The following is a 22,102-nucleotide window of genomic DNA, read 5'->3' on the forward strand; positions in this document are numbered from 1 at the left end:
CGGCACGGTTCTTGCCACACAGCACCCAGAACCCGGGCCCGAGATGCCCAAGGCCGGACTGGAACCGATGAGACAAGACCCCGATCCCTGGTATTCAAGCGAATTCTGGCAACGCGCCATCATCGGCGTTCTGATGCTGGCACTGGCTTATCTGCTGGCTTCGCCGGCCGACGCGCGCGTCAATGCTACGCGGCTGTATATCCATACGGCGGGCGGCTGACACCCCGTCGCACGCGCATCGTACAAATGTCATAAGTACAATTGGAATGGGCGGAATGAAGGTAAAAATTACAATTCAGGATAGGCCGGCGCCACCTGCAGAGGGTGCAGGGGGTCATGTTGTGCCGGATCGTGCCCTGAGCGCGCCAGTCCTTGCCATCACCCAAGCCAAAGCGGCGATGCCTGCCGCCTGTCAGCCATGAATGCCACGCCTGCCCATCACCCGACGCGTCGACCGCTTGTCCTCAATGTCGAGGGCCGCGAGGGGCCGCGCTACGTCAAGAGCCGCATCCTGAACCGCGCGGACTTCGCCGTGCTCGAGGCGTCCGACGGCCAGGCCGCGCTTTCGCTGGTGCGCCAGCACGCGCCAGACCTGGTGCTGCTCTCGGGCCAGCTTGCCGATATCGACGGCCTGGACGTCTGCCGCCTGATCAAGAGCGACCCGCAAACCGCCCGGACCATGGTGCTGCTGACCTCACCGGGCGTGACCGACTCCCATCGCCGCGTGCAGGCACTGGACGGCGGGGCCGACAGTTTCCTGGTGGAACCGGTCGAGCCCGAGGAACTGGTGTCGAACATCAACGCGCTGCTGCGCATGCGCGGCGCCGAGGACGCCTTCCGGCGCACGTCGCAGGCGCTGCACGAGAACGAGGACATGTTCCGCCAGCTGGCCGAAGCGCTGGCCGACGTGGTCTGGATCATCGACCCGGCTGCCCACCGCTACGTGTTCGTCAGCCCGTCGTTCGAGGCCCTGTGGGGCCGCCCGGTCGACTCCGTCAAGCACGACCCAACCTGCTGGCTGCAGTGGGTGACGCCCGACGATCGCCCCCGGCTGGAACAGGCATGGCTGAGCATGCTGCGCGATGGCCGGCTCGATACCGAGTTCCAGCTCGAGCGCCCCAACGGCGAGATCCGCGAAGTGCATATGCGGGCGTTTCCGGTACGCGGCGCCGATGGGCGATGCCTGCGCGTGGCCGGCATCTGCCAGGACGTGACGCGCCACAACCGCGCCGAGCGCACACTGCACAATGAGGAGCGCCGCAAGGACGAATTCCTGGCGATGCTGGCCCACGAACTGCGCAACCCGCTGGCGCCGATGCGCAGCGCCGTCGACTTGCTCCAGCAGTTTTCCCCGAGCCGCGAGGATATGTTCCGGGCCCGCGACATCATCAGCCGCCAGTTACACCACCTGACGCGCCTGGTCGACGAATTGCTGGACGTGTCCCGCTTCAATCAGGGCAAGATCACGCTGCGGCGCGACCTGGTGGAACTGCGTGGCGCGCTGAATACGGCCGTCGAAACCGTGCGGCCACTGCTGGAATCGCGCCGCCACACGCTGCGCCTGTCGCTGCCGGAACAGCCACTGCCCGTGCGCGGCGACATGGTCCGGCTCACGCAGATCTTTGCCAACCTGCTCCACAATGCCGCCAAGTTCACGCCGGAAGGCGGCCAGATCGCCGTCGAGGCCACGGCATCCGACGGCAAGGTAGTGGTGCGCGTGCGCGACAACGGCAATGGCCTGTCGCCGGACATGCAGCGGCAACTTTTCGACCCGCTGGCGCCGGGCGCGGGCGGCGATGCATGGGCCCATGGCAATGGCGAACACGATGACCGGCCGACTGGCGAGCGCCAGACGCAACCGCAGGCCCAGCAATCGTCCACTACCGACCCCGATGCCTTTGCCGCGCGCGAAGGTGCCGGCATTGGCCTGACGCTTGTCCAGAAGCTGGTGACGCTGCATGGCGGACGCATCAGCGCCGAAAGCCCGGGCCGGAACCTTGGCAGTACGTTTATCGTCGAACTGCCGGTGGAACCCTGGCAGACCTGGCATCCGACAAGCGGCAAGACCCGTGTGGCAACCACGGCCACGCACACGATCATGCTGGTGGATGACAACATCGACGCCCTCGAGGCCATGACGATGACGCTGGAAACACTGGGCCACACCGTGGTGACCGCGCCCGATGGCCAGAGCGCCATCGCGTGCGCCGCCAGCGTGCGACCGGATGTCGTGCTGCTGGACCTGGGCATGCCGACCATGGATGGATTCGAAACCGCCCGGCGGCTGCGCGAGATTCCCGAACTGCGCAATGCCCGGCTGGTGGCGCTGACCGGATTCGGCCAGCCCGACGACCGGCGCCGTACCCGCGCCGCCGGCTTCGACCTGCATCTGGTGAAGCCGGCGGATCTCAACGCACTGACGCGCCTGCTCGAAGAGCTCGACGCCTGATTGGCAAGCGCCAGCACAAGGACCGCAATGCATATCACTCCCGAACCGGATATCACGCCACCGAAGCCGGAAATGCCGCCGCCGGAGCCCCCTGACACGACCCCCGAGCCGGTCAGCGATCCGCCCCCCGGCGACACGCCCCCGCCTCCGCCGCAGCGCGCGACCCAAGCGGCATGATGGCTGACGTGCCATGTCACGTGCGATCTGGAAGGGCGCCATCAGCTTCGGGCTGGTGAACATCCCCATAGCGGTCAAGCCCGCGTCGCGCTCGCATTCGCTTGACCTCGATCTGCTGGACAAGCGCGACATGGCGCCGGTCGGGTATCAGCGCATCAACAAGCACACCGGCAAGCCGGTGGAACGCGGCGATATCGTCAAGGGCTACGCGTACGAGAAAGACGAGTACGTCGTGCTGACCGACGAGGACTTCAGGCAGGCCAACGTGGAAGCGACGCAGACGGTGGATATCGTCAGCTTCGTCGACGCCGCCGCGATTCCGCCCTACTTCTTCGATACCCCCTATTACCTGGAGCCGGACAAGCGCGGCGAACGCGGCTACGCGCTGCTGCACGAGACCATGCGCAAGACCGGGCGTGCCGCCCTGGCGCTGGTGGTGCTGCGCAACCGCCAGCACCTGGCGGCGCTACTCGTGGCAGGCAAGGCGCTGGTGCTCAACACGATGCGCTTTGCGGACGAACTGGTGCCCGTCGCCGATCTGAGCCTGCCCGGCGGAAAGCAGCACGCCGCCAGTGCCCGCGAGGTACAGATGGCGACCAGGCTCGTGGAAGACATGAGCGAGGACTTCAACCCCGGGCAGTACCACGACACCTATCGCGAGGATCTGCTGGCCCGCATTCACGCCCGGGTCAAGGCCGGCAAGACCCATCTGCTGGCGCCTGCCGCCGGGGAGACCGCCACGCCCGCCCGCAAGGGTGCCAAGGTCATCGACATGATGGCGTTGCTCAAGCAGAGCCTGGGGCAGCGTGGCAAGCGCGGGGCCAGCGCAGCGCATCCCGATGCGTCGGACACCGTCGACGAAGGCGAGGCGACGCCGAAGAAGGCCGCGCGACGCGCGGCGACGGGTGGTACCAAACGGCCAGCCGCCACGAAGGCGCCGGCAAAGGCGTCAACCACAAGGAAGGCCGCCGCAACGGGCCACGTAAAGAAGACACCGGCACGGAAACCGACGCGTGCGAAAGCAGTGAAGACCGCAAAGACCGCAAAGGCGGCGAAGACGCCGGCACGCGGCACCGCACGCAAGGCCGCCTAGCGGTCAAGACTGGCGAAGCCCCGCGCACGCCCGGAAACATCGATCCGAACGCACAAGAAAAAGAGCCGCGACACGTGGGATGGTCGCGGCTCAGCGCAGAGGCGACCTTGGTCGCCGCGCATCATCAACTGGTACTACCTGTCTCTGCAGGCCGCTTTGGCCTGCGCGGATCAGCGTGACGACACCTTCAGGTTGTCGCTCACCGAATTCACGCCTTCCACCGACTTCACCGTGTCCAGAGCCATCTGCTTCTGCTCGGACGTCGGCACCGAACCGGTCAGGTTCACCACGCGATCCTTGGTCTTGACGTGAATGCCGGTGGACTTGAGGTCCTTCGTCGCCAGCAGCTTTGTCTTGATCTTGGTCGTCAGCGCCCCGTCCGTCACCGCCTGTTTCGCACCTTCAGTGCTTGCATCAGTCCTGGTGTCGGTCGTCGCCCCGGTCGCATGGTCGCCTTCCGTGCCGCCCGGCATGCCCGAGGCGTTATTCGCCGGAGCCGGATGCATTGCCGATCCGCTGGTCGTGCCCGTGTCGGCAACCTTCATAAAGCCGCTGTTGTCCAGCGCGTACGCCCCACCGGCGGCAGCCAGCGCCGCAACCATCGTGGCAATGCGAAGCTTGTGTACGGTTTTCATGGTGCTATCTCCTTGTTAGCGTTTGAATCGCAATGAATCAAGTCCGATTCACATGGATGCACGAAGCCGGAACCCCGGACGCAGCGTATCTGGCGCTGGCACGGCAGCCCGGCAACTTGTCCATGACTCTGCAAGGAGCGTTCCAAAGCGATGGCACGGGCCGCTCATCTCGTGCCGGAGGCCCGCGCCGCGGGCCTCGCCCGGAGAGCATGCGCCCACGTCGCCGCATGGCAGCGCGGCCACCCTGCCCATCGCGCGTGAAAAGCATGCATGCGTTGTAAATCGGTGCACCGGGCATGTCGTGCATCGGCTACCTGTATGTCCCACAAATGTCATACCCCCGACTTTGGCGTGTGGCACGCCGATTGCTGCTCCAACCGTGCGGCAGCCCGCCGCGACTTGGACTTGGAGACAGTAATGGGACAGCAGCAAGGTAGCCAATCCCAATCGGGACAAAAGCAGCAGGAGCAGCAACCCGGCCAGCGCGGCAACCAGCAGCAAGGTAGCCAGGATCAGCAACGCCAGCAGGGTGGTGGCCAGATGGGCAACCAGGACAAGGGCTCGGGCCAGCATCAGCAGCAAAGCGGCACGGGCGGCCAGCAGGGATCGGAACAAGGATCCCAGCAGCAGAAGAACCGTCAGCAGTAACGCTGCCGACGCCCACACCTTTCCGGGCCCCGCAGTGACATCTCCACGGTTGTCACAACACGTTTGAAGTCAAGGCGTGCCAGAAGCGGGGCCCCGCGCCGGAACATCCGCCATGGGTGTTCCGGCGTCTTTCATGTGTTCCGGCGTCTTTCATGCAAGGCCCTGGATCCCATGCCCCACGCGGCCCGTTGTGGAGTTGTGTCCAATTCATAAGGGAAATCTATTTTTCTTGCGTGCGGCAGGCGCGTGCTCAACCCAGCCTTCCCGATACGGCCGCCAGCGCTTGCCGCCACACTTCGCGCTGCCGGTCGAGATAGTCGATGGCCTGCTGGCCGGTCAGGCTCAATGGTTCGGCGCCGTCCTGTGCCAGCCGCTGCCGCAGCGATGGTTCGCGCAGCAGCCGGGTCAATCGCGCGGACAGCGCGATGCGGCGCGCTTCGGGCACGCCCGGGGACGCCAGCACGCCGTACCAGGCATCCTGCAGCATCCCGACGATGCCCGCTTCGGAAAACGTTGGCACGGCGGGGGCCAACGGGCTTCGCGCCCTGCCCGTGACCGCCAGGGCCCGCACACGGCTTTGGCGCATCAATGGCAACGCTGCCTGCAGCGTGCTGACCAGCAGCGCCACGTGACCGCCCTGCAGATCGACCAGCGCGCGCGCACTGCCGGGATAGGGCACATGTGCCATCGAGACGCCCGCCTGGCGGCACATCAGTTCACCAACAAGGTGGGCGCTGGAATGGATGCCAAGCGAGGCATAGGCGATTTCGCCGGGGCGTTGCCGGGCATCGGCAAGCAGGCGTTGCAATGTGGCGCGTGCCTGGTCCGGCTGCGTTCGCGTGCCATCGCCCGCCATCAGCAATACATGCGGCGTGCTGGCAACGATTGCCAGCGGGTGCAGCTGGCGCGCGGGGGCTTCGGGGCTGTTGTCCAGCAAGGGGCCGATACTGACCGAGCCGACCGTGCCCAGCAGCAGCGTCTGGCGGTCGGTGCCGGCCCGTGCGGCCTCGAACATCGCAATCTGACCAGAGGCGCCAGGCCGGTTGTCGACGATGGTCGGCTCGCCATCGCCTGCGAGGCTGTCCGCCACGATACGCGCAACATGATCCGCGCCACCACCGGCCGCATAACCCACCAGCAGATGCAGGGGCTGAACGTAAGGCAGGAATTGGGCAGCGGCGGCTGGCCGCCAGGGGCGCGCAAACGGCAGGGCCAACAATGCCGCAGTGACGCGCCGGCGAGCGGGAACAGACATGAAGGCGGCGGCACGAATCGGAAAACTGCGGCATCGTAGCACCGCGCGCCAACCTCCGCCGCCCGGGCAAACCCGCCCGGAGCGGCGCCAACGGGGCTAACGCCCCGTCATCTCACGGCTGCGGGGCGCGACAGGCCGCGCCCTTGCCGTTGGCGGCAGGGTCCATGCCGAAGACCGCCTGCGCCCCGCACTGCGAACCGAACATGCGGGCCTGGTCATGACCCACGCCTGCCACCTCGAACGACCGGTGGGCACTGGCCTGCCCCGGCGTCGCCAGCATCTGCTCGTAGCGCCAGTAAGCGCGTGCGCGCTGCAGGCGCGTGGGCCCTTCGGCCTCGGCGCCGCAAGCCTTGTCCAGGACGCGATGATTCGGATCGTTGTCCTCGCTGCCCACCATGTAGGTGACCTGGCGCTGCATGTAGCGCCGATAGAGCGTCATACCATCGGCGCCGCGCGCGTACGCCACCATATCGCGCATGCCATAACGGTACTTGTCATAGTCGGCGCAGGTGTTGGTGCTGTACGGCGCGAAGCGGCGGTAGTCGGGCGCCACCGGGCGATCGGGGGTGAAGTACAGATAGGACGACGGATTGGCGACCACATAGCGCAGGTCGATGCCGGATGCCCGCACCTTTTCGTCCACGTTGTTCAGCACGGCGTACCGATGCACGATCTGCGCGCCACCCGAATGGCCGGCCACGGTCACCTTGCGCACCATCGGCAGGCGCTGCCTGTCGGTCACGTAGGCCAGCAGGTCGTCAAGCACCTGCAGCGAACTGACGCCGGCGCCGGGGCCGGATACCGCGTCCTCGCCGCCGATCCAGCCCTGCACGGTCCATACCGGCATGTTGTCGAAATGCTTGGCGGCGTCGGGTGTGCCGGGGAAATTCGGCGCCACGAGCAGCACTTCGTCGGGGTTCCGGCCGCTGGCCTTCAGCAGGGCCGCGCCGGCCTCGTAGTAGTCATCGCCATTGCGCTGCAGGCCATGCTGGACAAACACAACTTCGCGGATACCCCGCAGGTCGCCGCTGAGTGCGTGATTCGCATAGACCGGGAAGTCATAGCCGGCACCGGTGCCAAGGTGCACGCGCTGCCACTGCGGCCTGGCCGCCGTCGCGCCGGGCGAGGCTGGCGTCGTGCCTGACTGACTGGCACAACCGGCCAGCGCCACGACCCCCGCGGCAAGGACGGTGGCGGGCAAATACTGCGTAATGCGGCGCATGAGGGTGTCTCCTTTGATGTTCTGGCCGCCCGCGCGCATCGGGCGAAACGCCAATATTACGGCCACGCCGGCTGCACGTAAAATATATGCATGACAAGAATTCCATATGCATTGGATATAGATCGATGGAGCTGAGACACCTGCGTTACTTCCTGGCCGTGGCGGAAACCCGTTCTGTCACGCGCGCCGCCGAACAGCTCGGCATTCAGCAACCGCCGCTTTCGCAGCAACTCAAGGCACTTGAGTCGGAACTTGGCGTGACATTGTTCGAGCGCCAGCCGCGTGGCGTGGCGCTCACGGCCGCCGGCGCGGCGCTGCACACCGACGTAGTCGACCTGTTCGCGCGAATCGAGCAGATGCGCGCACGCATGCAACGTATGGCCCGCGGCGACGAAGGGGCCCTTGCCATCGGCTTTACCAGTTCCGCCGCCGCCCACAAGCTGACGCCCGAGGTATTGCGCGCATGCCGCCGGCATTTCCCGCGCGTGGCCCTGTCGCTGACCGAATGCAACGCGGCGGAAGCCATCGAACGGCTGGCCGACGGCACGCTGAACGCCGCCCTGCTCCGTGCACCCGTCCTGCATCCCGAAGGGGTGCGTTTCGACCTGCTGCTGGAAGAGGAAATGGTGATTGCGCTGCCGCTCGATCACGCCCTGCTGCGGCGCCGTGCCTCGCGCGGCCAGAACGCTGCCGCACCGGTGTCGCTGAGCGAACTGGCATCCGACCCGTTCATCCTGGTGCGGCGTCCGGGCGCGCCGGGCATGTATGGCGACCTGCTGCGCGAATGCGAGGCGCTGGGCTTCACGCCACGCATCGGCGCCGAAGTGGAACGCATGCTGACCAACCTCAATCTCGTGGCTGCCGGCGCCGGGGTCAGCGTGGTGCCGGCGTCGATGGCCGGCCTGAACCGCCACGGCGTGGCCTATTGCCGGATGGTCGAGGCCGATCGGCTGCGCGCGCCGCTGACGCTAGGCTACCGCGAGGGCCAGGACGACGCCGCGCTGGCGGCCCTGGTAGCGCTGACCCACCGCATCGCCGCACGTCATCGCAAGAAGTCGCAAGAGGAAGAATAGCCACCGAACGGGATCGCCCCGCTCCCCGCGAATACAGGGGCGATCCCTTGGCAGCGCGGCGGATGTCAGTGCAGCAGCCCGACCTCGAAGCGGCCGGCGGCCGTGCCGATCAACAGGCCGCTGTTGTACAGGTAGGACGCGACCACCCCACCCGTTGCGCCAATCACGCCCGGCACCGGATTGTTGTACGCCAGCGTGCCCGACGCCCCGTCACGCACGATGCTTGTGCCGTTCAGGTCCGCATTGACCTGCATGCCAGTGGAGGCCATCACGCGATAGGCGCCGTCAGCCGCGCCGGCTGCCAGGCCCGCCGTCGACTGCTGCGCGTAGATGTCCATACCGTAGCCGGTGGCCGAACGCGTCAGGATCATCGGCACCGGCGCACCATTGACCATGCCGCTGATCAGCGACCCACTTCGCACGCCGTCTCCAGCCGCGATGGTGCCGCCCACGAAGTAGTCGAACGCGTTGCGGGCGGCATTCCATACGATGTAGCCCTTGGTCGTGTTCGTACACGCGGCGTCATAGACGATGTAGCCGCCGCTGGCCGTGGCCGCGCACGTCTGCCACGTGGCCGCCGACGACCGCAGCCGCGCCGAGCCGTTGCGCAACGTGACCGAGCCATCCGCCACGGCGGTCTGGATGCCGTTCACATTGTAGATGTCGGCCACCGCCTTGAATTCCGCCGACACGTTCTGGAACGCCACCAGCGGCAAGAAACCGCCGCCCGATGCCGGCTTGACGCCACCGGCCAGCACACCGCCACCGGTCAGCGTGAACTGCGCACCGTTCTCGTCGCTGCCATACGTGCAGGCGCCCTGGGACACGAGCTGGCCGGTCAGCACGGTGTTCGGCAGGCGCTGGGCGCTGGCATCGATCGTCACCGTGTACTTGAGCGTGGCCGGGTCGATGCGCACCGACAGTTCCTCGCCATTGGTGTTGCCCCCCTTCCAGGTGGTCGCCACCGACGGCAGGTTCAGGCACGACTGCACGATGCCTGAAGCGCCTTCGCACGTGTAGTTGATGGCGGCGTCGGCACTGCCCGTGCCCTTGTACTTGGGCCACGACGGGTACTGGCACAGCGGACGCGTGCGGCCATAGGTGCCGGCGTTCGTGTCCATCACTTCGCGGGTACCCGGCGCCACGCCCATCTCGACCCAGTTTTCGAGCGCGGTGAGCGAATTCCACGCCGGCAGGAAGCTGCCTGTGCCGTGGCCCATGCCGGGCACGGTGTAGAAACGGATGCCCTGGTCCACTGCGGTCTGCCCCACCCTGGCGATGACGGCCTTGTACCAGGCGATGGTGGAATTCGGGCTGATCACCTCATCGGCCAGGCCGTGCAGCATGATCAGGCGGCCACCCTTTGCCAGGAACGCCGACAGGTCCGGGTTCGTGGCATCGGTCAGCGCCGACACGGTCTGCACGCGCGACGTCCAGCTGCCCGGCGTGGCCGGGTCGAAGGTCAGTGCATCGAACGTGGCATTGCGGGTAACGAAGTACTTCACCCACTGGTCGCCGGTGACGTACATGTTGGCGTCGGCCGTGGTGGCCGGATTGCCCGGCACGGCGCGCGTACCGAGGTCGCGCGTGGTGAACGGCCCGGCCACCAGCGCGCCTTCCATGATGTTGTAGCCGCCCGCGACCGTCACGCCGTTCGCCAGCGCATAGTTGAGCTGCAGCGGCTGCTCGATTACCTTGACCGTGGCGATCTGGGCATCGGACAGGCAGGTGTCGCCCGTATCGGTGCCGCCCGCGCAACGCAGGTTGGCCAGCACCTGCATGGCACCCACGCGGCAGCCTTCCACATTGCTGACGACCTTGTCGGCCACGCCGTCGAGCGTGTCGCACGCATCCATGGCCGCCTTCTGCACCATCAGCGTCTTGTTCACATTGAGCCATCCCGCGCCGCCATTGAGGTACAGCGCCCTGCCCACGGCCACGTTCGACAGCCGCGTACCGGTGTAGTTGAGCGCGGGCTCGTTGGCGATCACGCCGGCGTAGTCCGTCGGCCAGCGCTGGATATAGCTCAGCGCGTCGCGGCCACCCGTCGAGGTACCCAGGAAGTACGCCCGCACCGGCGCCTTGCCATAGCGCTGAGTGATCAGCGCTATGGCCACGTCGTGCGTCTTCTTGAGCGTGTCGCCGCCGTAGTTCGCCAGTTGCTCGTCATTGGTGGCAAAGCGGCCATCGGTAATGCTGGAACTCTGGTGGCCCGAGTCGTCGCCCCAGGTGGCATACCCGCGCGACAGCGGCGCGGGGTCGCCCGGCAAGGCAAAACGCACGGTCTCCGTGCCGTCGATCAGCGTGCCGTCAAAACCGCCGCCGCCAAACTGGATGCCCTTGCCATTCCATTGCGTGGGCAGGTTGACGGCGAAATTGATGCTGGACGCCGAGGCATCCACCGGTGCAATCGCGCCGCGCACCTGGCAGTACTCGCCCAGTGTGTTGCCGGTGGCATCGGCCGCGATCAGCGTGGCCTTGCTGACGGTGACACCGCCCGTAGGCAGCGCCAGGGCCGATGCCGGCAGGCTCGCACCGTTCAGTGCATTGCACGCATCCTGCGCGCTGAGCGCCGGCGCGGACGGGGTCGTCGTACCCGCGTCACCGCCGGCTCCGGCGCTGCCCGCGTTGCCCGTGCTGGCCGTTGCAGGCGCGTCGTCGCCACCCCCGCAGGCCGTTACCAGCAGCGCCACGGAAAATGCGGCGGCCAGCCGCCACGCAGGGTGGCGGCCCTTGTATCCGGTTGTCATTGTTTGTCTCCTCCAGTACAGCCGGTACTTGTGCCGGCATGCTGGAGCGAGACGGTATCACCGGGGTGATGCCCCGTAAAATATATGTCAATTGATCTATCCATACCATTTAGATATGTATAGGAATCGATCAGCGCGGCAGCCCGACGTAGTTTTCCGCCAGCGACCGGCAAGCGGCCTCGGAGCTGACCAGGTAATCAAGCTCGGCCTGCTGGATACGGTGCGCAAAGTCGTCGGCATCCGGAAAGCGGTGCAGCAGCGACGTCATCCACCAAGAGAACCGCTCGGCCTTCCACACCCGGCCCAGGCACTTTTCGGAATAGCGGTCCAGCCCGTGCGAATCATCGTGCAGGTAGTGGGCGATGAAGCCGTCAGCCAGGTAGAGCACATCGCTGGCCGCCAGGTTCAGACCCTTGGCGCCGGTCGGCGGCACGATGTGCGCGGCATCGCCGGCCAGGAACAACCGGCCATAGCGCATCGGCTCGCAAACAAAGCTGCGCAGCGGCGCGATGCTCTTTTCGATACTTGGGCCCGTGACCAGCGTTTCCGCGGCCTCCGGATCCAGGCGGCCACGCAGTTCATCCCAGAAGCGTGCATCGGACCAGTCTTCCGGCTTCTCGGTAGACGGCACCTGCACGTAGTACCGGCTACGCGTCTTCGAGCGCATGCTGCATAGCGCAAATCCGCGCTCGTGAGCGGCGTAGATCAGTTCGTCAGCCACCGGCGGGGTTTCCGACAGAATGCCCAGCCAGCCGAACGGATACACCCGTTCGAAGATCCGCTTCGACGGCTCGGGCACACTGGCGCGGCTGACACCATGAAAGCCGTCGCATCCCGCGATGAAATCGCAGACCACCTCATGTTCGACGCCGCCCTTGCGATACGACACGCGCGGGCGGCCACCGTCGAAGTCGTGCAGTGCAACGTCAGCGGCCTCGTAGATCGTCTCCACGCCGGCTGCCTGGCGCGCCGCCATCAGATCGCGCGTGACTTCGGTCTGCCCGTACACCGTGACGTCGCGGCCGATCAGCGCATGAAAGTCGATCCGGTGCCGCGCGCCACCGAACGACAGTTCGATGCCGTGGTGCACCAATCCTTCCTCGCGCAGGCGTCCATCCACACCGGCGCGCTGCAGCGCCTCCACGGTCACGCATTCGAGAATGCCGGCGCGAATGCGGCCCAGCACGTACTCCGGGCTGCGCTGTTCGATGACGATGTTGTCGATGCCGGCCACGGTCAGCAGCTGGCCGAGCAGCAGGCCGGCGGGGCCTGCGCCAACGATGGCGACGCGGGTGGAACGGGAATGCGGGGAGCCATTGGGGGCCATGGCGTGTCTCCTGATTGGAATGTGTTTGTTGGGCTCAACGATAGAGCTTCGCGCGCCCGGCCGGAATGGACAGATCGAACCAAGAACGTGAAAATCCGAACATTCCCGGAAGCACCCAGTACGCCCCCATGAGAACCGTCCCCACCTATTCGCTCTACGGCGTCAATTCCGCCGAACCGCTGCTGGACCAGCTCCATTTCGAATCGATCGCGTCGCGCAGCCAGCTCTACGCGTGGGAGATCAAGCCTCACCGGCATGAGCGCTTCCTTCAAATTCTGTACATCCACAGCGGCAGCGGCGAAGCACTGCTCGACGGCCGCCGCGAACGCCTGTCGGGCGGATCGCTGATCTGTGTGCCGCCCCACCATGTGCACGGCTTCGTGTTCTCGCCCGACGTGGACGGCATCATCGTGACGATGACCGACAGCTACCTGCGCACGCTGCTGGCCGGCGTGCCGGGCACGCTGCCGCTGTTCGAGCATCCGCGCCACGAGCGCGTGGCACGCAAGCACCCGCTAGCCAGCGCACTGGCGATGTTCAGGATGGAGATGGCCTCGGTGGCCCCGTGGCGCGGCGCCGCGCTGTCCGCGCTGCTCACGCTGGTACTGGTGGGAATCGCGCGCATCGCCGAGGCATCGGCGCCCGCCACCACGCGTGCCAGCAGCCGGCCAGTGCGGCACTTCCAGCAGTTCCAGCAACTGCTGGAGACCGACTATCGCGAGCAGAAGGAGATGACGTACTACGCCGACGCCATCGGCATCACGCCCACCCAGCTCAACCGCATCTGCCGCCAGCTGGCCGGACAGAGCGCGCTGCAGCTGATTCATGCACGGGTGCTGGCGGAGGCCCAGCGCGACCTGCTGTTCAGCGATCTCGATATCAAGCAGATCGCCATGACGCTGGGATTTTCGGATGCGGGGTACTTCTCGCGCTTCTTTGCGCGGCTGGCGGGCCAGACGCCCACCGCGTTCCGCGAATCGGGGCGTGCGCGCCTTCCCGCGTTCGCCACGCGGGAAGGCTGAGCCCCGATGCGGTGTCGGCGCGCGTCAGCCGCGCGCCTTGTCGACTTCCGTGAAGATTTCCTCGGCCATGTGGAAGGCCGAGTTGGCGGCCGGCACGCCGCAGTAGATCGCGGTCTGCAGCAGCACTTCCTTGATCTCGTCGCGCGTCACGCCGTTGTTGGCCGCCGCGCGCAGATGCAGCTTCAGTTCTTCCGAACGATTCAGCGCCACCATCATCGCGATGGTCACCAGGCTGCGCGTATGGCGCGGCAGGCCTTCGCGCGTCCAGATCTCGCCCCATGCATAGCGCGTGATCAGGTTCTGGAATTCCTCGTTCAGCGGCGTCAGCTTCTGCAGCGAGCGGTCCACATGGGCGCCGCCCAGCACGGCGCGGCGCACCGACAGGCCCGCTTCGTAGCGCGCGTGATCGTCGGTCACGGGCAGGCGGCCATGGACGAAATCCAGAAGCGCCGCCGTGAAACGGCCTGGCTGCTCGCGATTGGATAGATGCGCGGCCGGCAGCTCCACATAGCGCGCCCCCGGAATGGCATCGGCCAGCGCCCGGCCCTCGGCAGCGGTGGTCGACGGATCGCCGCTGCCGGCAATCACCAGCACCGGCACCTGGATCGTCTTCACGGCCTCGCGCAGATCGGCATCGCGCAACGCCGTGCAGCCCAGCGCGTAGCCGCGCGGGTCCAGCCCCTGCAGCACTGCGCGCAAGTCGTCCAGCGCGTGGCCCGCCGTATCGCGGAAGCCTTCGGTGAACCAGCGCCCCAGCGACGCATCGACCAGCGGCGCCATGCCGTCGCGCAGCACGCCATCGATGCGTGCGCTCCACGAATCCGCCGTGCCGATCTTCGGCGCGGTGTTTGCAACGATGACCTTCGTGAATCGCTCCGGCGCGTTCGCGGCCAGCCACTGGCCGATCAGCCCGCCGATCGACAGGCCGCAGAACACGGCCGTTTTCACCTGCAGTGCGTCGAGGATCGCCAGGACGTCGCGCCCCAGCACGTCGACCGTGGTCTCGGACGCATCGGTCGATGACCGGCCGTGTCCGCGCATGTCGTGCCGCACCACGCGGAAGCGGCCGGCCAGCGCATCGGCCTGCGGCTTCCACATCGTGTGGTCGGTGCCCATCGAGTTCGAGAAGATGATGACGGGCGCGGTGTCGGGGCCGTCGACGGTATAGAACAGCCGGGCACCGGCGTGATCGAGGTAAGGCAAGGTCGTCTCCAGTCAGGCGTGGTTGCGTTGCTCGCGCGCCTGCCGCCAGGCATCCACGGCGGCATCGGCAAAGCTTGTTGATTGGCCCGCGTACTGCGCGGGGTCGCTGAGCCGGTCGAGCGCTGCGTCGTCGAGCAGGCCCTGGTGCGATGGGTCGTCGGCCAGCGTGCGCGCCAGTGCGTCGCGCAGTGTCGTGCCGTCGGCCACGGCGCGGCGCGATGCCTGCTCCACCAGATGATGGGCGGGCAGCCGGCCGATGCGCCGGCCCAGTTCGAGCATGGCGGCCTCTCCAAGAATCAGGCCATGCGTGATATCGAGGTTCTGGCGCATACGCGCCGCGTCGACCTGCAGGCCGGCCACGACGTCGCCCATCTGGCGCAGCGCGCCGGCGGCCAGCGTGACGATTTGCGGCAGCGTGTCCCACTCGGCCTGCCAGCCCCCCAGCGCGCGCTCATGCTCCTGCGTCATGCCGGCCAGCATCGTCGCCACCAGCGGCGGCACCCGCACCGCAGCGGTCAGCACCGCTGCGCAGCCCACGGGATTGCGCTTGTGCGGCATCGTGCTGGAGCCGCCGCGGCCCGGCCCGGACGGCTCCGCCACCTCGGCCACTTCGGTCTGCATCAGCAGCGAGATATCGCGCGCCATCTTGCCCAGCGTACCGGTCAGCATGCCGAGCGTGGTCGCCACTTCGACCATGCGGTCGCGGTGCGCATGCCAGGGCAGCGCGGGAAGATCGAGTTGCAGCGCCTGCGCCAGCTGCGCGGCCACGGCCGGCGCGTCGTCGCCCAGGCTGGCAAGCGTGCCGGCCGCGCCGCCGAACTGCAGCGCCCGCGCATGCATGCGCGCCAGGTCCAGCCGGGCCAGGTCGCGGCGCAGGGCGTCGAGCCAGCCGGCGGCCTTCAGGCCGAACGTGGTGGGCAATGCGTGCTGCAGCCAGGTGCGTGCCACCATCGGCGTGGCGCGATGGGCAATCGCCAGCGCGGCGCAGGCATCGCCGAGCGCCAGCAGGCCGGCATCGACCTCCTGCAATGCGTCGGCGAGCTGCAGCACCAGCGCCGTATCAATGATGTCCTGGCTCGTGGCGCCCCAGTGCACATAGCGGCCGGCTTCGGTATCGCGCTGCGTTACGGCGGCTGTCAGCTGCCTGACGAACGGGATTGCCAGGTTGCCGGCGGAGACGGCGGCCTGCGCGAGTGCATCGAGGTCGATGACCTGCGCCGGCTCGCGGGCGCAGGTCTGTTCGATCACCAGGGCGGCCGCTTCGGGAATGACGCCGCAGCGCGCCTCGGCGCGCGCCAGCGCGGCTTCCACATCCAGCATGCGGCGTACCGTGCCGGTGTCGGAAAAGATGTCGAGCACGGCGGGGCTGCCGAACATCGGATCGGTCAGGCGGGAAAACGTTGGCATGGTCGGTTGGGGGCGAACCGCTTGGATTGCCGGCAAGGAATGCGCCGATTGTGATGCAAAACGCGGCACCGGTGTGAGCCGGCGCCGCGTTCGCGCAAACGGGGCAACGATAGCGACGTATCAGATATCGAAGAACACCGTCTCGCCCGGACCCTGCAGCACAACGTCCCAGCGGTAGCGGTTCTGGCCGTCGGCCCTGGCGATCAGCGTGTCGCGCCGGTCGGCGGGCACCAGCGACAACACCGCGTCGGCGCCGTTGGCGGCAGCGTCTTCGGGGAAGTACATGCGCGTGGCAACGTGCTTGACCAGGCCGCGCGTGAAGACGGACACCATGATGTGCGGCGCCTGCGGACGGCCATCGCCATCGGGCACGGCGCCCGGCTTGACCGTGGTGAAGCGGAACGAGCCGTCGGCCTCGGTCGGCACGCGGCCGAAGCCGGTGAAACCTGGCACCAGCGGCAATTCGCGGGCGTCGTCGGGGTGGCGGTAGCGGCCGGCCGGGTTGGCCTGCCAGACCTCGACCATGCCGTCAGGCACGGGCTCGCCGCGACCATCGACGACACGGCCTTCGATCACGATGCGTTGCGCGGCCAGGTCGGGCGCGTCGGCGGTCAGGTCCGCGCAGTTCAGGCCGGTCAGGCCGATATGCAGGTACGGACCTACGGTCTGGGATGCGGTGGCGTACAGCATGGCCTTACTCCATCGGCGTGGCATCGCGGCCACGCAGCACGATATCGAAACGGTAGCCGAGCGCGTACTCGGGTGCCGTGGTTTCCCAGTCGAACGTGGCGATCAGGCGGTTGCGCGCCTTCTCGTCGGGCACGCACTGGAAGATCGGGTCGTACGCCAGCAGCGGATCGCCGGGGAAGTACATCTGCGTGACCAGCCGCGTGGCGTAGGCATTGCCGAACAGCGAGAAGTGGATGTGCTGCGGCCGCCAGGCGTTGTGGTGATTGCGCCAGGGGTAGGCGCCGGGCTTGATCGTCTTGAACTGGTACAGGCCGTTGGCGTCGGTGATGGTGCGGCCTTCGCCCGAAAAATGCGGGTCCAGCGGCGCGTCGTGCTGGTCGCGCTTGTGCGTGTAGCGGCCGGCGGCGTTGGCCTGCCAGACCTCGATCAGCGCATTCGGCACGGGACGGCCGTTTTCGTCGAGCACGCGCCCCGTGACCAGCATGCGTTCGCCGATCGGCTCGCCGCCGTTGCCGACGGTCAGGTCGTTGTCGCCCTCGCGGACGAACTCGGGGCCAAACGTCGGGCCGGTGACCTCGGACAGCGACTGCGGCAGTGCAATCAGCGGCTGGGCCGGCGAGCGCAGTTGCGTCGAGGCGTAGGGGTCGAAGCGGTACTCGGGCTGGGTGTCCCAGTACGGACGACGGTACTGGGCGGGGCGATCGGAGCGGTGGGGCATCGCGCTGTCTCCGTTGTTGTGTGAATCGATGGGGAGGACTGTATGCAACGCCAGAAGTCATGTAAATTGAGTTTTGGCGTAATTACGATGAATTTTTATTATGGAACGCCCGCCCCCACCGAACGCCACGCCCAAGGCACCCGCGCAGCCATCGCTCGACGCCTTTCGCAGCCGCATCCGGCTGCGGCACCTGCACTGCTTCGTGGCCGTGGCCCAGGCGCAGCACCTGGGGCGGGCCGGCGAGCAGCTCGGGCTGACGCAGCCGGCGGTGTCGAAGACGCTGACGGAACTCGAGGAACTGGTCGGCGCCCGGCTACTCGTGCGCCAGCGCGCCGGCACCAACCTGACCGCGGCCGGCATGCGCTTCCTGCGTCATGCGCTGCGCATCCTCGAGGACGTCGAGGCCGCCGCCGACAGCCTGACTGCCGCCGACGCCACGCGGCACGAGCACATCCGCGTGGGTGCCCTGCCCAGCATCGTGCCGGCGCTGCTGCTCGACGCCGTGACCGCGTTCCGCGACTCCCATCCCGAGGTGGCGCTGGCCGTGCAGAGTGGCATGAACCGCACGTTGATCGACCTGCTCAAGGCCGATGTGCTCGACGTTGTGATCGGTCGCATGGACGACCCGGCGGCCATGGAAGGCCTGTGGTTCGAATCGCTGGCGGCCGAGCCGCTGGTGCTGGCCGTGCGCACCGGGCATCCGCTGGCCGGCCAGGCCAGGCCGACCATGCGCGACGTGGTGGCGTGGCCGATGGTGGTGCCGGCCGTGGGCTCGATCCCGCGCCACAGCACCGAAAGCCTGCTGGCCCGCCACGGCTTTGCGCTGCCCGAGGGTTGCCTGGAAACGGCCGATGCCTACCTGGGGCGCCTGCTCACACAGCAGGGCGACAGTGTGTGGGCCGCGCCGCTGTCCGCCACGCGCCGCGCGGTAGCAGCAGGCGAGATGGTGCTGCTGCCGGTGGACACGCAAGGCACCGAGGAACCGATCGGCCTGCTGCGCCGAAGTGACCGCACGCTGGGGCCGGTGGCCGAGGCATTCGCGGAAACCATCCGGCGCACCGCTGCCACCCACCCCGCCTGAGCCAGACACCCGTCCGGCCTGATCGCTGCGGGGCACTTTTGCCATGCCACCGCGCCGTTTCGAAAAAAATCTCGGGGTGCCATCGCACCCACCGCCAGCCCTTTGGCCGTGCGGGCCGGCGCCGGTTCGACCCCGTTTCGCGTCGCGCCCTTTACGGGTTAACGCCGATATTTCGACGCGAAAAACGCTGCGTATGATCCGTTCCTATTGAGAACATACGTTCGCCTTTAGAACAGACAGGGCGAAACGACAACAAGAAGTGCCCGGCGAACCGCTTGATCGGGCCTGATTCGATCCGAAGAACGGAGACACCATGTCCCAGACCACGCGCCCCGCGACTGGCACGCTCGACGTCCAGTCATTTATCGACAGCCACCGCTTCTCCGCCTATCAGTGGCTCATCCTGATTCTATGTTTCATGATCGTCGCGATTGACGGCTTTGATACCGCAGCCATGGGGTACATCGCCCCGGCCCTGGTGCAGGAGTGGGGCATCGAGAAATCGTCACTTGGCCCGGTCATGAGCGCCGCCCTGTTCGGCCTGGCGTTCGGCGCCATCTTCGCGGGGCCGATGGCCGACCGCGTGGGTCGCAAGCGCGTGCTGGTGCTGTCGGTGTTCTTCTTTGGCGCATGCAGCCTGGCCACGGCCTTTGCGCCGTCGGTGACCTGGCTGACCATGCTGCGGTTTCTGACCGGCGTCGGGCTGGGCGCTGCGATGCCCAATGCGGTGACGCTGATGTCCGAGTACGCGCCGGCACGCCGCCGCGCGATCCTGGTGAACACAATGTTCTGCGGCTTCCCGTTGGGCTCGGCCGGCGGCGGTTTTTTCGCGGCAGCCATCATTCCCCATTTCGGCTGGCATAGCGTGCTGGTCTTCGGCGGCATCGTGCCGCTGGTGCTGGCAGTGGTGCTGGTGGCGGCGCTGCCCGAATCGATCCGCTACATGGTGGTGCGCCAGTATCCTGCCGACCAGATCCGCAAGGTGCTGGCACGCGTGACCGGCGCCGCGCTGGGCGCCGTACAGGCTTTCACGGTCAACGAGACGGCACCGGCCGCCAGTTCGGCGGTTGGCACGGTGCTGGCGCCGCGCTATCGCGTGGGGTCGGCCATGCTCTGGCTCACGTATTTCATGGGTCTGGTGATCTTCTACCTGCTGACCAGCTGGATGCCGACGCTGATGAAAGATGCCGGCTTCACGCTGCAGCGCGCATCGTTGCTGACCGCGCTGTTTCCGCTGGGCGGCGGCATCGGCACCATTGCCGCCGGCTGGTTCATGGACCGCTTCAACCCGAACAAGGTGATTGCCTTCACCTACGCGCTGACCGGCGTGCTGATCTACGCGGTGGGCCACGGCGCCGGCGGCGACCAGTTCATGCTGGGCCTGCTGATCTTCCTGGCCGGCACGGCCATGAATGGCGCGCAATCGTCGATGCCGACGCTGGCCGCAAGCTTCTACCCCACGCAGGGCCGTGCCACCGGCGTGGCCTGGATGCTCGGCATCGGCCGCTTCGGCGGCATTGCGGGCGCGCTGCTCGGCGCCGAACTGCTGCGCATGCACCTGGGCTTCGACGCGATCTTCACGCTGCTGACGGTGCCGGCCTTTATCGCGGCCGGGGCCCTGGTGGTCAAGCAGTTCTCCGGTGCGGGGGCTGCAGCCGATGGCAGCGAACCGGCTGGCAAGGCCGTGACCGGACACTGAAATACCGCCGCAGCGCATCGCGATTTGCCTCGGTCTCGCGATCTGCTTCGCTATGGCGAAAACGCCATTACGTGCTACCGTTGCGTAGAATGGCATGGCACGCTGCGGCGCACACTTTTGGAACCCCGATCCGCGTCAGACAACCTCTTTTTCATCGGCTTCATGGGCGCCGGCAAGACGACGATCGGGCGAACCGTCGCGCGTCAGCTTGGCCGCCCGTTCTTCGATACCGATCACGAGATCGAATCGCGCTGCGGGGTGCGCATCACCACGATCTTCGAGCTGGAAGGCGAGGAAGGCTTCCGCCGCCGTGAAACGCGCGTTCTCGACGAACTGACGCAGCGCAGCGGCATCGTGCTGGCCACTGGCGGCGGGATCGTGCTGCGGCCCGAGAACCGCGAAATGCTGCGTTCGCGCGGCCACGTGATCTATCTTGACGCCGCGCTGCCCGAGTTATGGCGCCGCGTCCGCCGCAACCGCAATCGTCCGCTTCTGCAGGTGGACAACCCGCGCGCCCGGCTCGAAGCGCTGTTCTGCGAACGGGATCCGCTCTACCGCGAAATCGCCCACCTGATCATGCCGGCCCATGCCGGTACCGTGGCGCAGGCTGCCGCCAGCGTGCTGGCCCTGCTTGGCCTGCCAGCCGCCGATGCGCCCGCCCAGGACCCCGCCACGCACGATTGAGCGCCCGACCGACAGGCCAATCGGAATGCGCCGACAGCGCCGCGCCACCGGACGTGGCAAGGTTGGAGCATGGTGTGGCTTCCGTTTGAACTTCGTGCCGGGCGCGTGGCTCTGACGGTGACACCCCCCTGAATGCAGGAGGTTCCCCATGCGGCTGCAAGGCAAGACGGCACTGGTTACGGGTGGCGCAGGCGGCATCGGGCGCGCCATCGCGCTGCGCCTGGCCCAGGAGGGCGCCGATATCGTTGTTGCGGCGCACAAGCTCGACGCCGAATCCGACGAGACCGCCGCTGGCGTACGTGCGGCAGGCCGTCGGGCCCATGTGGTGGCTGGCGATATCGGCAACGTGGCGCAGGCGTTTGCCATTGTCGACCAGGCCGTGGCGGCAATGGCAAACCCCGGCGGTCTGGACATCCTGGTCAACAACGCCGGGGTCGAAGTCCGCGCGCCGTTCGCCGAGGTGACCGAGGCCGACTACGACCGCGTGCTCGATACCAATCTCAAGGGGCCATTCTTCCTCACCCAGCAGTTCGTGAAGCACCGGCTGGCGCGCAAGCTGGGCGGCAAGGTCATCAATATCAGCTCCGTGCACGAAGACCTGCCGTTCCCGCATTTCACGAGCTACTGCGCCAGCAAGGGCGGCCTGCGCATGATGATGCGCAACCTCGCCATCGAACTGGCACCGGCCGGCATCACCGTCAACAACATCGCACCGGGCGCCATCCAGACACCGATCAACCGCAAGCTGATGGCCGACCCCGCCGAACTGCAGGCGCTGCTGGCCGGCATCCCGCTCGGGCGGCTGGGCCAGCCCGACGAAGTTGCCGGACTGGTGGCCTACCTGGCGAGCGCCGATGCCGACTACATCACCGGTGCCACGCTCGTGATCGATGGCGGACTGCTCTGGAATTATGCGGAACAATAACGTCGAAACTGCCGGCGGCACGCCCCACGTCCTCGCGCGCACCC

19 protein-coding genes are annotated in these 22,102 nt (G+C 67.1%); 10 read left to right on the forward strand and 9 right to left on the reverse strand.

What is annotated here, in order from left to right:
- Positions 1 to 67: 67 nt before the first annotated feature.
- From ACOABP_RS21190 to ku, 3 genes are all read left to right on the forward strand, one after another.
- On the forward strand, positions 68 to 220 hold the full coding sequence (locus ACOABP_RS21190) for a hypothetical protein (protein WP_474230065.1): 153 nt from the start codon (positions 68 to 70) through the stop codon (positions 218 to 220).
- Positions 221 to 418: 198 nt separating this feature from the next.
- Complete coding sequence (locus ACOABP_RS21195; RefSeq protein ID WP_474230066.1) at positions 419 to 2,449, forward strand: response regulator; 2,031 nt, start codon at positions 419 to 421, stop codon at positions 2,447 to 2,449.
- Between the two features lie 190 nt (positions 2,450 to 2,639).
- Complete coding sequence (gene ku, locus ACOABP_RS21200) at positions 2,640 to 3,719, forward strand: non-homologous end joining protein Ku (protein WP_474230067.1); 1,080 nt, start codon at positions 2,640 to 2,642, stop codon at positions 3,717 to 3,719.
- Positions 3,720 to 3,889: 170 nt separating this feature from the next.
- Here ku and ACOABP_RS21205 read toward each other — a convergent pair whose 3' ends face one another.
- Positions 3,890 to 4,354, reverse strand: coding sequence for a BON domain-containing protein (locus ACOABP_RS21205; protein ID WP_474230069.1), 465 nt, complete (start codon positions 4,352 to 4,354; stop codon positions 3,890 to 3,892).
- A gap of 417 nt (positions 4,355 to 4,771) precedes the next feature.
- Between ACOABP_RS21205 and ACOABP_RS21210 the strand changes: the two genes are divergently transcribed.
- Positions 4,772 to 5,002, forward strand: a complete 231-nt coding sequence (locus ACOABP_RS21210) for a hypothetical protein (protein WP_474230071.1) — start codon at positions 4,772 to 4,774, stop codon at positions 5,000 to 5,002.
- 250 nt (positions 5,003 to 5,252) lie between these two features.
- On the opposite strand, the gene ACOABP_RS21215 is transcribed toward ACOABP_RS21210, so the two are convergent.
- Positions 5,253 to 6,257, reverse strand: a complete 1,005-nt coding sequence (locus ACOABP_RS21215; protein WP_474230073.1) for a tripartite tricarboxylate transporter substrate binding protein — start codon at positions 6,255 to 6,257, stop codon at positions 5,253 to 5,255.
- 112 nt (positions 6,258 to 6,369) lie between these two features.
- Entirely contained in the window at positions 6,370 to 7,479 is a 1,110-nt protein-coding gene (locus tag ACOABP_RS21220) for an alpha/beta fold hydrolase (protein WP_474230075.1), read from the reverse strand.
- 125 nt (positions 7,480 to 7,604) lie between these two features.
- Here ACOABP_RS21220 and ACOABP_RS21225 point away from each other — a divergent pair, with 125 nt between their 5' ends.
- On the forward strand, positions 7,605 to 8,552 hold the full coding sequence (locus ACOABP_RS21225) for a LysR family transcriptional regulator (RefSeq protein WP_474230076.1): 948 nt from the start codon (positions 7,605 to 7,607) through the stop codon (positions 8,550 to 8,552).
- Between the two features lie 65 nt (positions 8,553 to 8,617).
- Here the strand turns inward: ACOABP_RS21225 and ACOABP_RS21230 are convergent, their stop codons facing one another.
- The gene (locus ACOABP_RS21230; protein ID WP_474230077.1) at positions 8,618 to 11,302 is read right to left on the reverse strand and encodes a tannase/feruloyl esterase family alpha/beta hydrolase; all 2,685 of its coding nucleotides are present in this window, start codon (positions 11,300 to 11,302) and stop codon (positions 8,618 to 8,620) included.
- A 130-nt stretch (positions 11,303 to 11,432) separates the two neighbouring features.
- Positions 11,433 to 12,629, reverse strand: a complete 1,197-nt coding sequence (gene pobA / locus ACOABP_RS21235) for a 4-hydroxybenzoate 3-monooxygenase (protein ID WP_474230078.1) — start codon at positions 12,627 to 12,629, stop codon at positions 11,433 to 11,435.
- A 128-nt stretch (positions 12,630 to 12,757) separates the two neighbouring features.
- Between pobA and ACOABP_RS21240 the strand changes: the two genes are divergently transcribed.
- Positions 12,758 to 13,651, forward strand: coding sequence for a helix-turn-helix domain-containing protein (locus ACOABP_RS21240; protein WP_474230080.1), 894 nt, complete (start codon positions 12,758 to 12,760; stop codon positions 13,649 to 13,651).
- A gap of 24 nt (positions 13,652 to 13,675) precedes the next feature.
- Here ACOABP_RS21240 and pcaDC read toward each other — a convergent pair whose 3' ends face one another.
- The 4 genes from pcaDC to pcaH form a co-directional block, all read right to left on the reverse strand.
- On the reverse strand, positions 13,676 to 14,854 hold the full coding sequence (gene pcaDC, locus ACOABP_RS21245; RefSeq protein WP_474230081.1) for a bifunctional 3-oxoadipate enol-lactonase/4-carboxymuconolactone decarboxylase PcaDC: 1,179 nt from the start codon (positions 14,852 to 14,854) through the stop codon (positions 13,676 to 13,678).
- Positions 14,855 to 14,866: 12 nt separating this feature from the next.
- Positions 14,867 to 16,231 carry a 3-carboxy-cis,cis-muconate cycloisomerase gene (locus ACOABP_RS21250; protein WP_474230480.1) on the reverse strand — a complete coding sequence of 455 codons (1,365 nt, stop codon included), beginning with the start codon at positions 16,229 to 16,231 and terminating at the stop codon, positions 14,867 to 14,869.
- Positions 16,232 to 16,381: 150 nt separating this feature from the next.
- Positions 16,382 to 16,951: a protocatechuate 3,4-dioxygenase subunit alpha gene (pcaG, locus tag ACOABP_RS21255; protein WP_474230083.1), complete on the reverse strand. Its 570-nt coding sequence runs from the start codon at positions 16,949 to 16,951 to the stop codon at positions 16,382 to 16,384.
- Positions 16,952 to 16,955: 4 nt separating this feature from the next.
- Positions 16,956 to 17,669, reverse strand: a complete 714-nt coding sequence (gene pcaH, locus ACOABP_RS21260) for a protocatechuate 3,4-dioxygenase subunit beta (protein WP_474230085.1) — start codon at positions 17,667 to 17,669, stop codon at positions 16,956 to 16,958.
- Positions 17,670 to 17,769: 100 nt separating this feature from the next.
- On the opposite strand from pcaH, the gene ACOABP_RS21265 reads away from it, so the two are divergent.
- The 4 genes from ACOABP_RS21265 (at position 17,770) to ACOABP_RS21280 (ending at position 22,058) form a co-directional block, all read left to right on the forward strand.
- A complete protein-coding gene (locus tag ACOABP_RS21265; protein WP_474230086.1) occupies positions 17,770 to 18,750 on the forward strand; it encodes a LysR substrate-binding domain-containing protein in 981 nt (326 codons plus the stop codon).
- Between the two features lie 313 nt (positions 18,751 to 19,063).
- Positions 19,064 to 20,449, forward strand: coding sequence for an aromatic acid/H+ symport family MFS transporter (locus tag ACOABP_RS21270; RefSeq protein ID WP_474230087.1), 1,386 nt, complete (start codon positions 19,064 to 19,066; stop codon positions 20,447 to 20,449).
- A 162-nt stretch (positions 20,450 to 20,611) separates the two neighbouring features.
- Positions 20,612 to 21,133, forward strand: a complete 522-nt coding sequence (locus ACOABP_RS21275) for a shikimate kinase (RefSeq protein ID WP_474230482.1) — start codon at positions 20,612 to 20,614, stop codon at positions 21,131 to 21,133.
- A gap of 148 nt (positions 21,134 to 21,281) precedes the next feature.
- Positions 21,282 to 22,058 carry an SDR family NAD(P)-dependent oxidoreductase gene (locus ACOABP_RS21280; protein ID WP_474230088.1) on the forward strand — a complete coding sequence of 259 codons (777 nt, stop codon included), beginning with the start codon at positions 21,282 to 21,284 and terminating at the stop codon, positions 22,056 to 22,058.
- Positions 22,059 to 22,102 lie beyond the last annotated feature (44 nt).

The organism is Cupriavidus sp. HE11, from assembly GCF_056097175.1.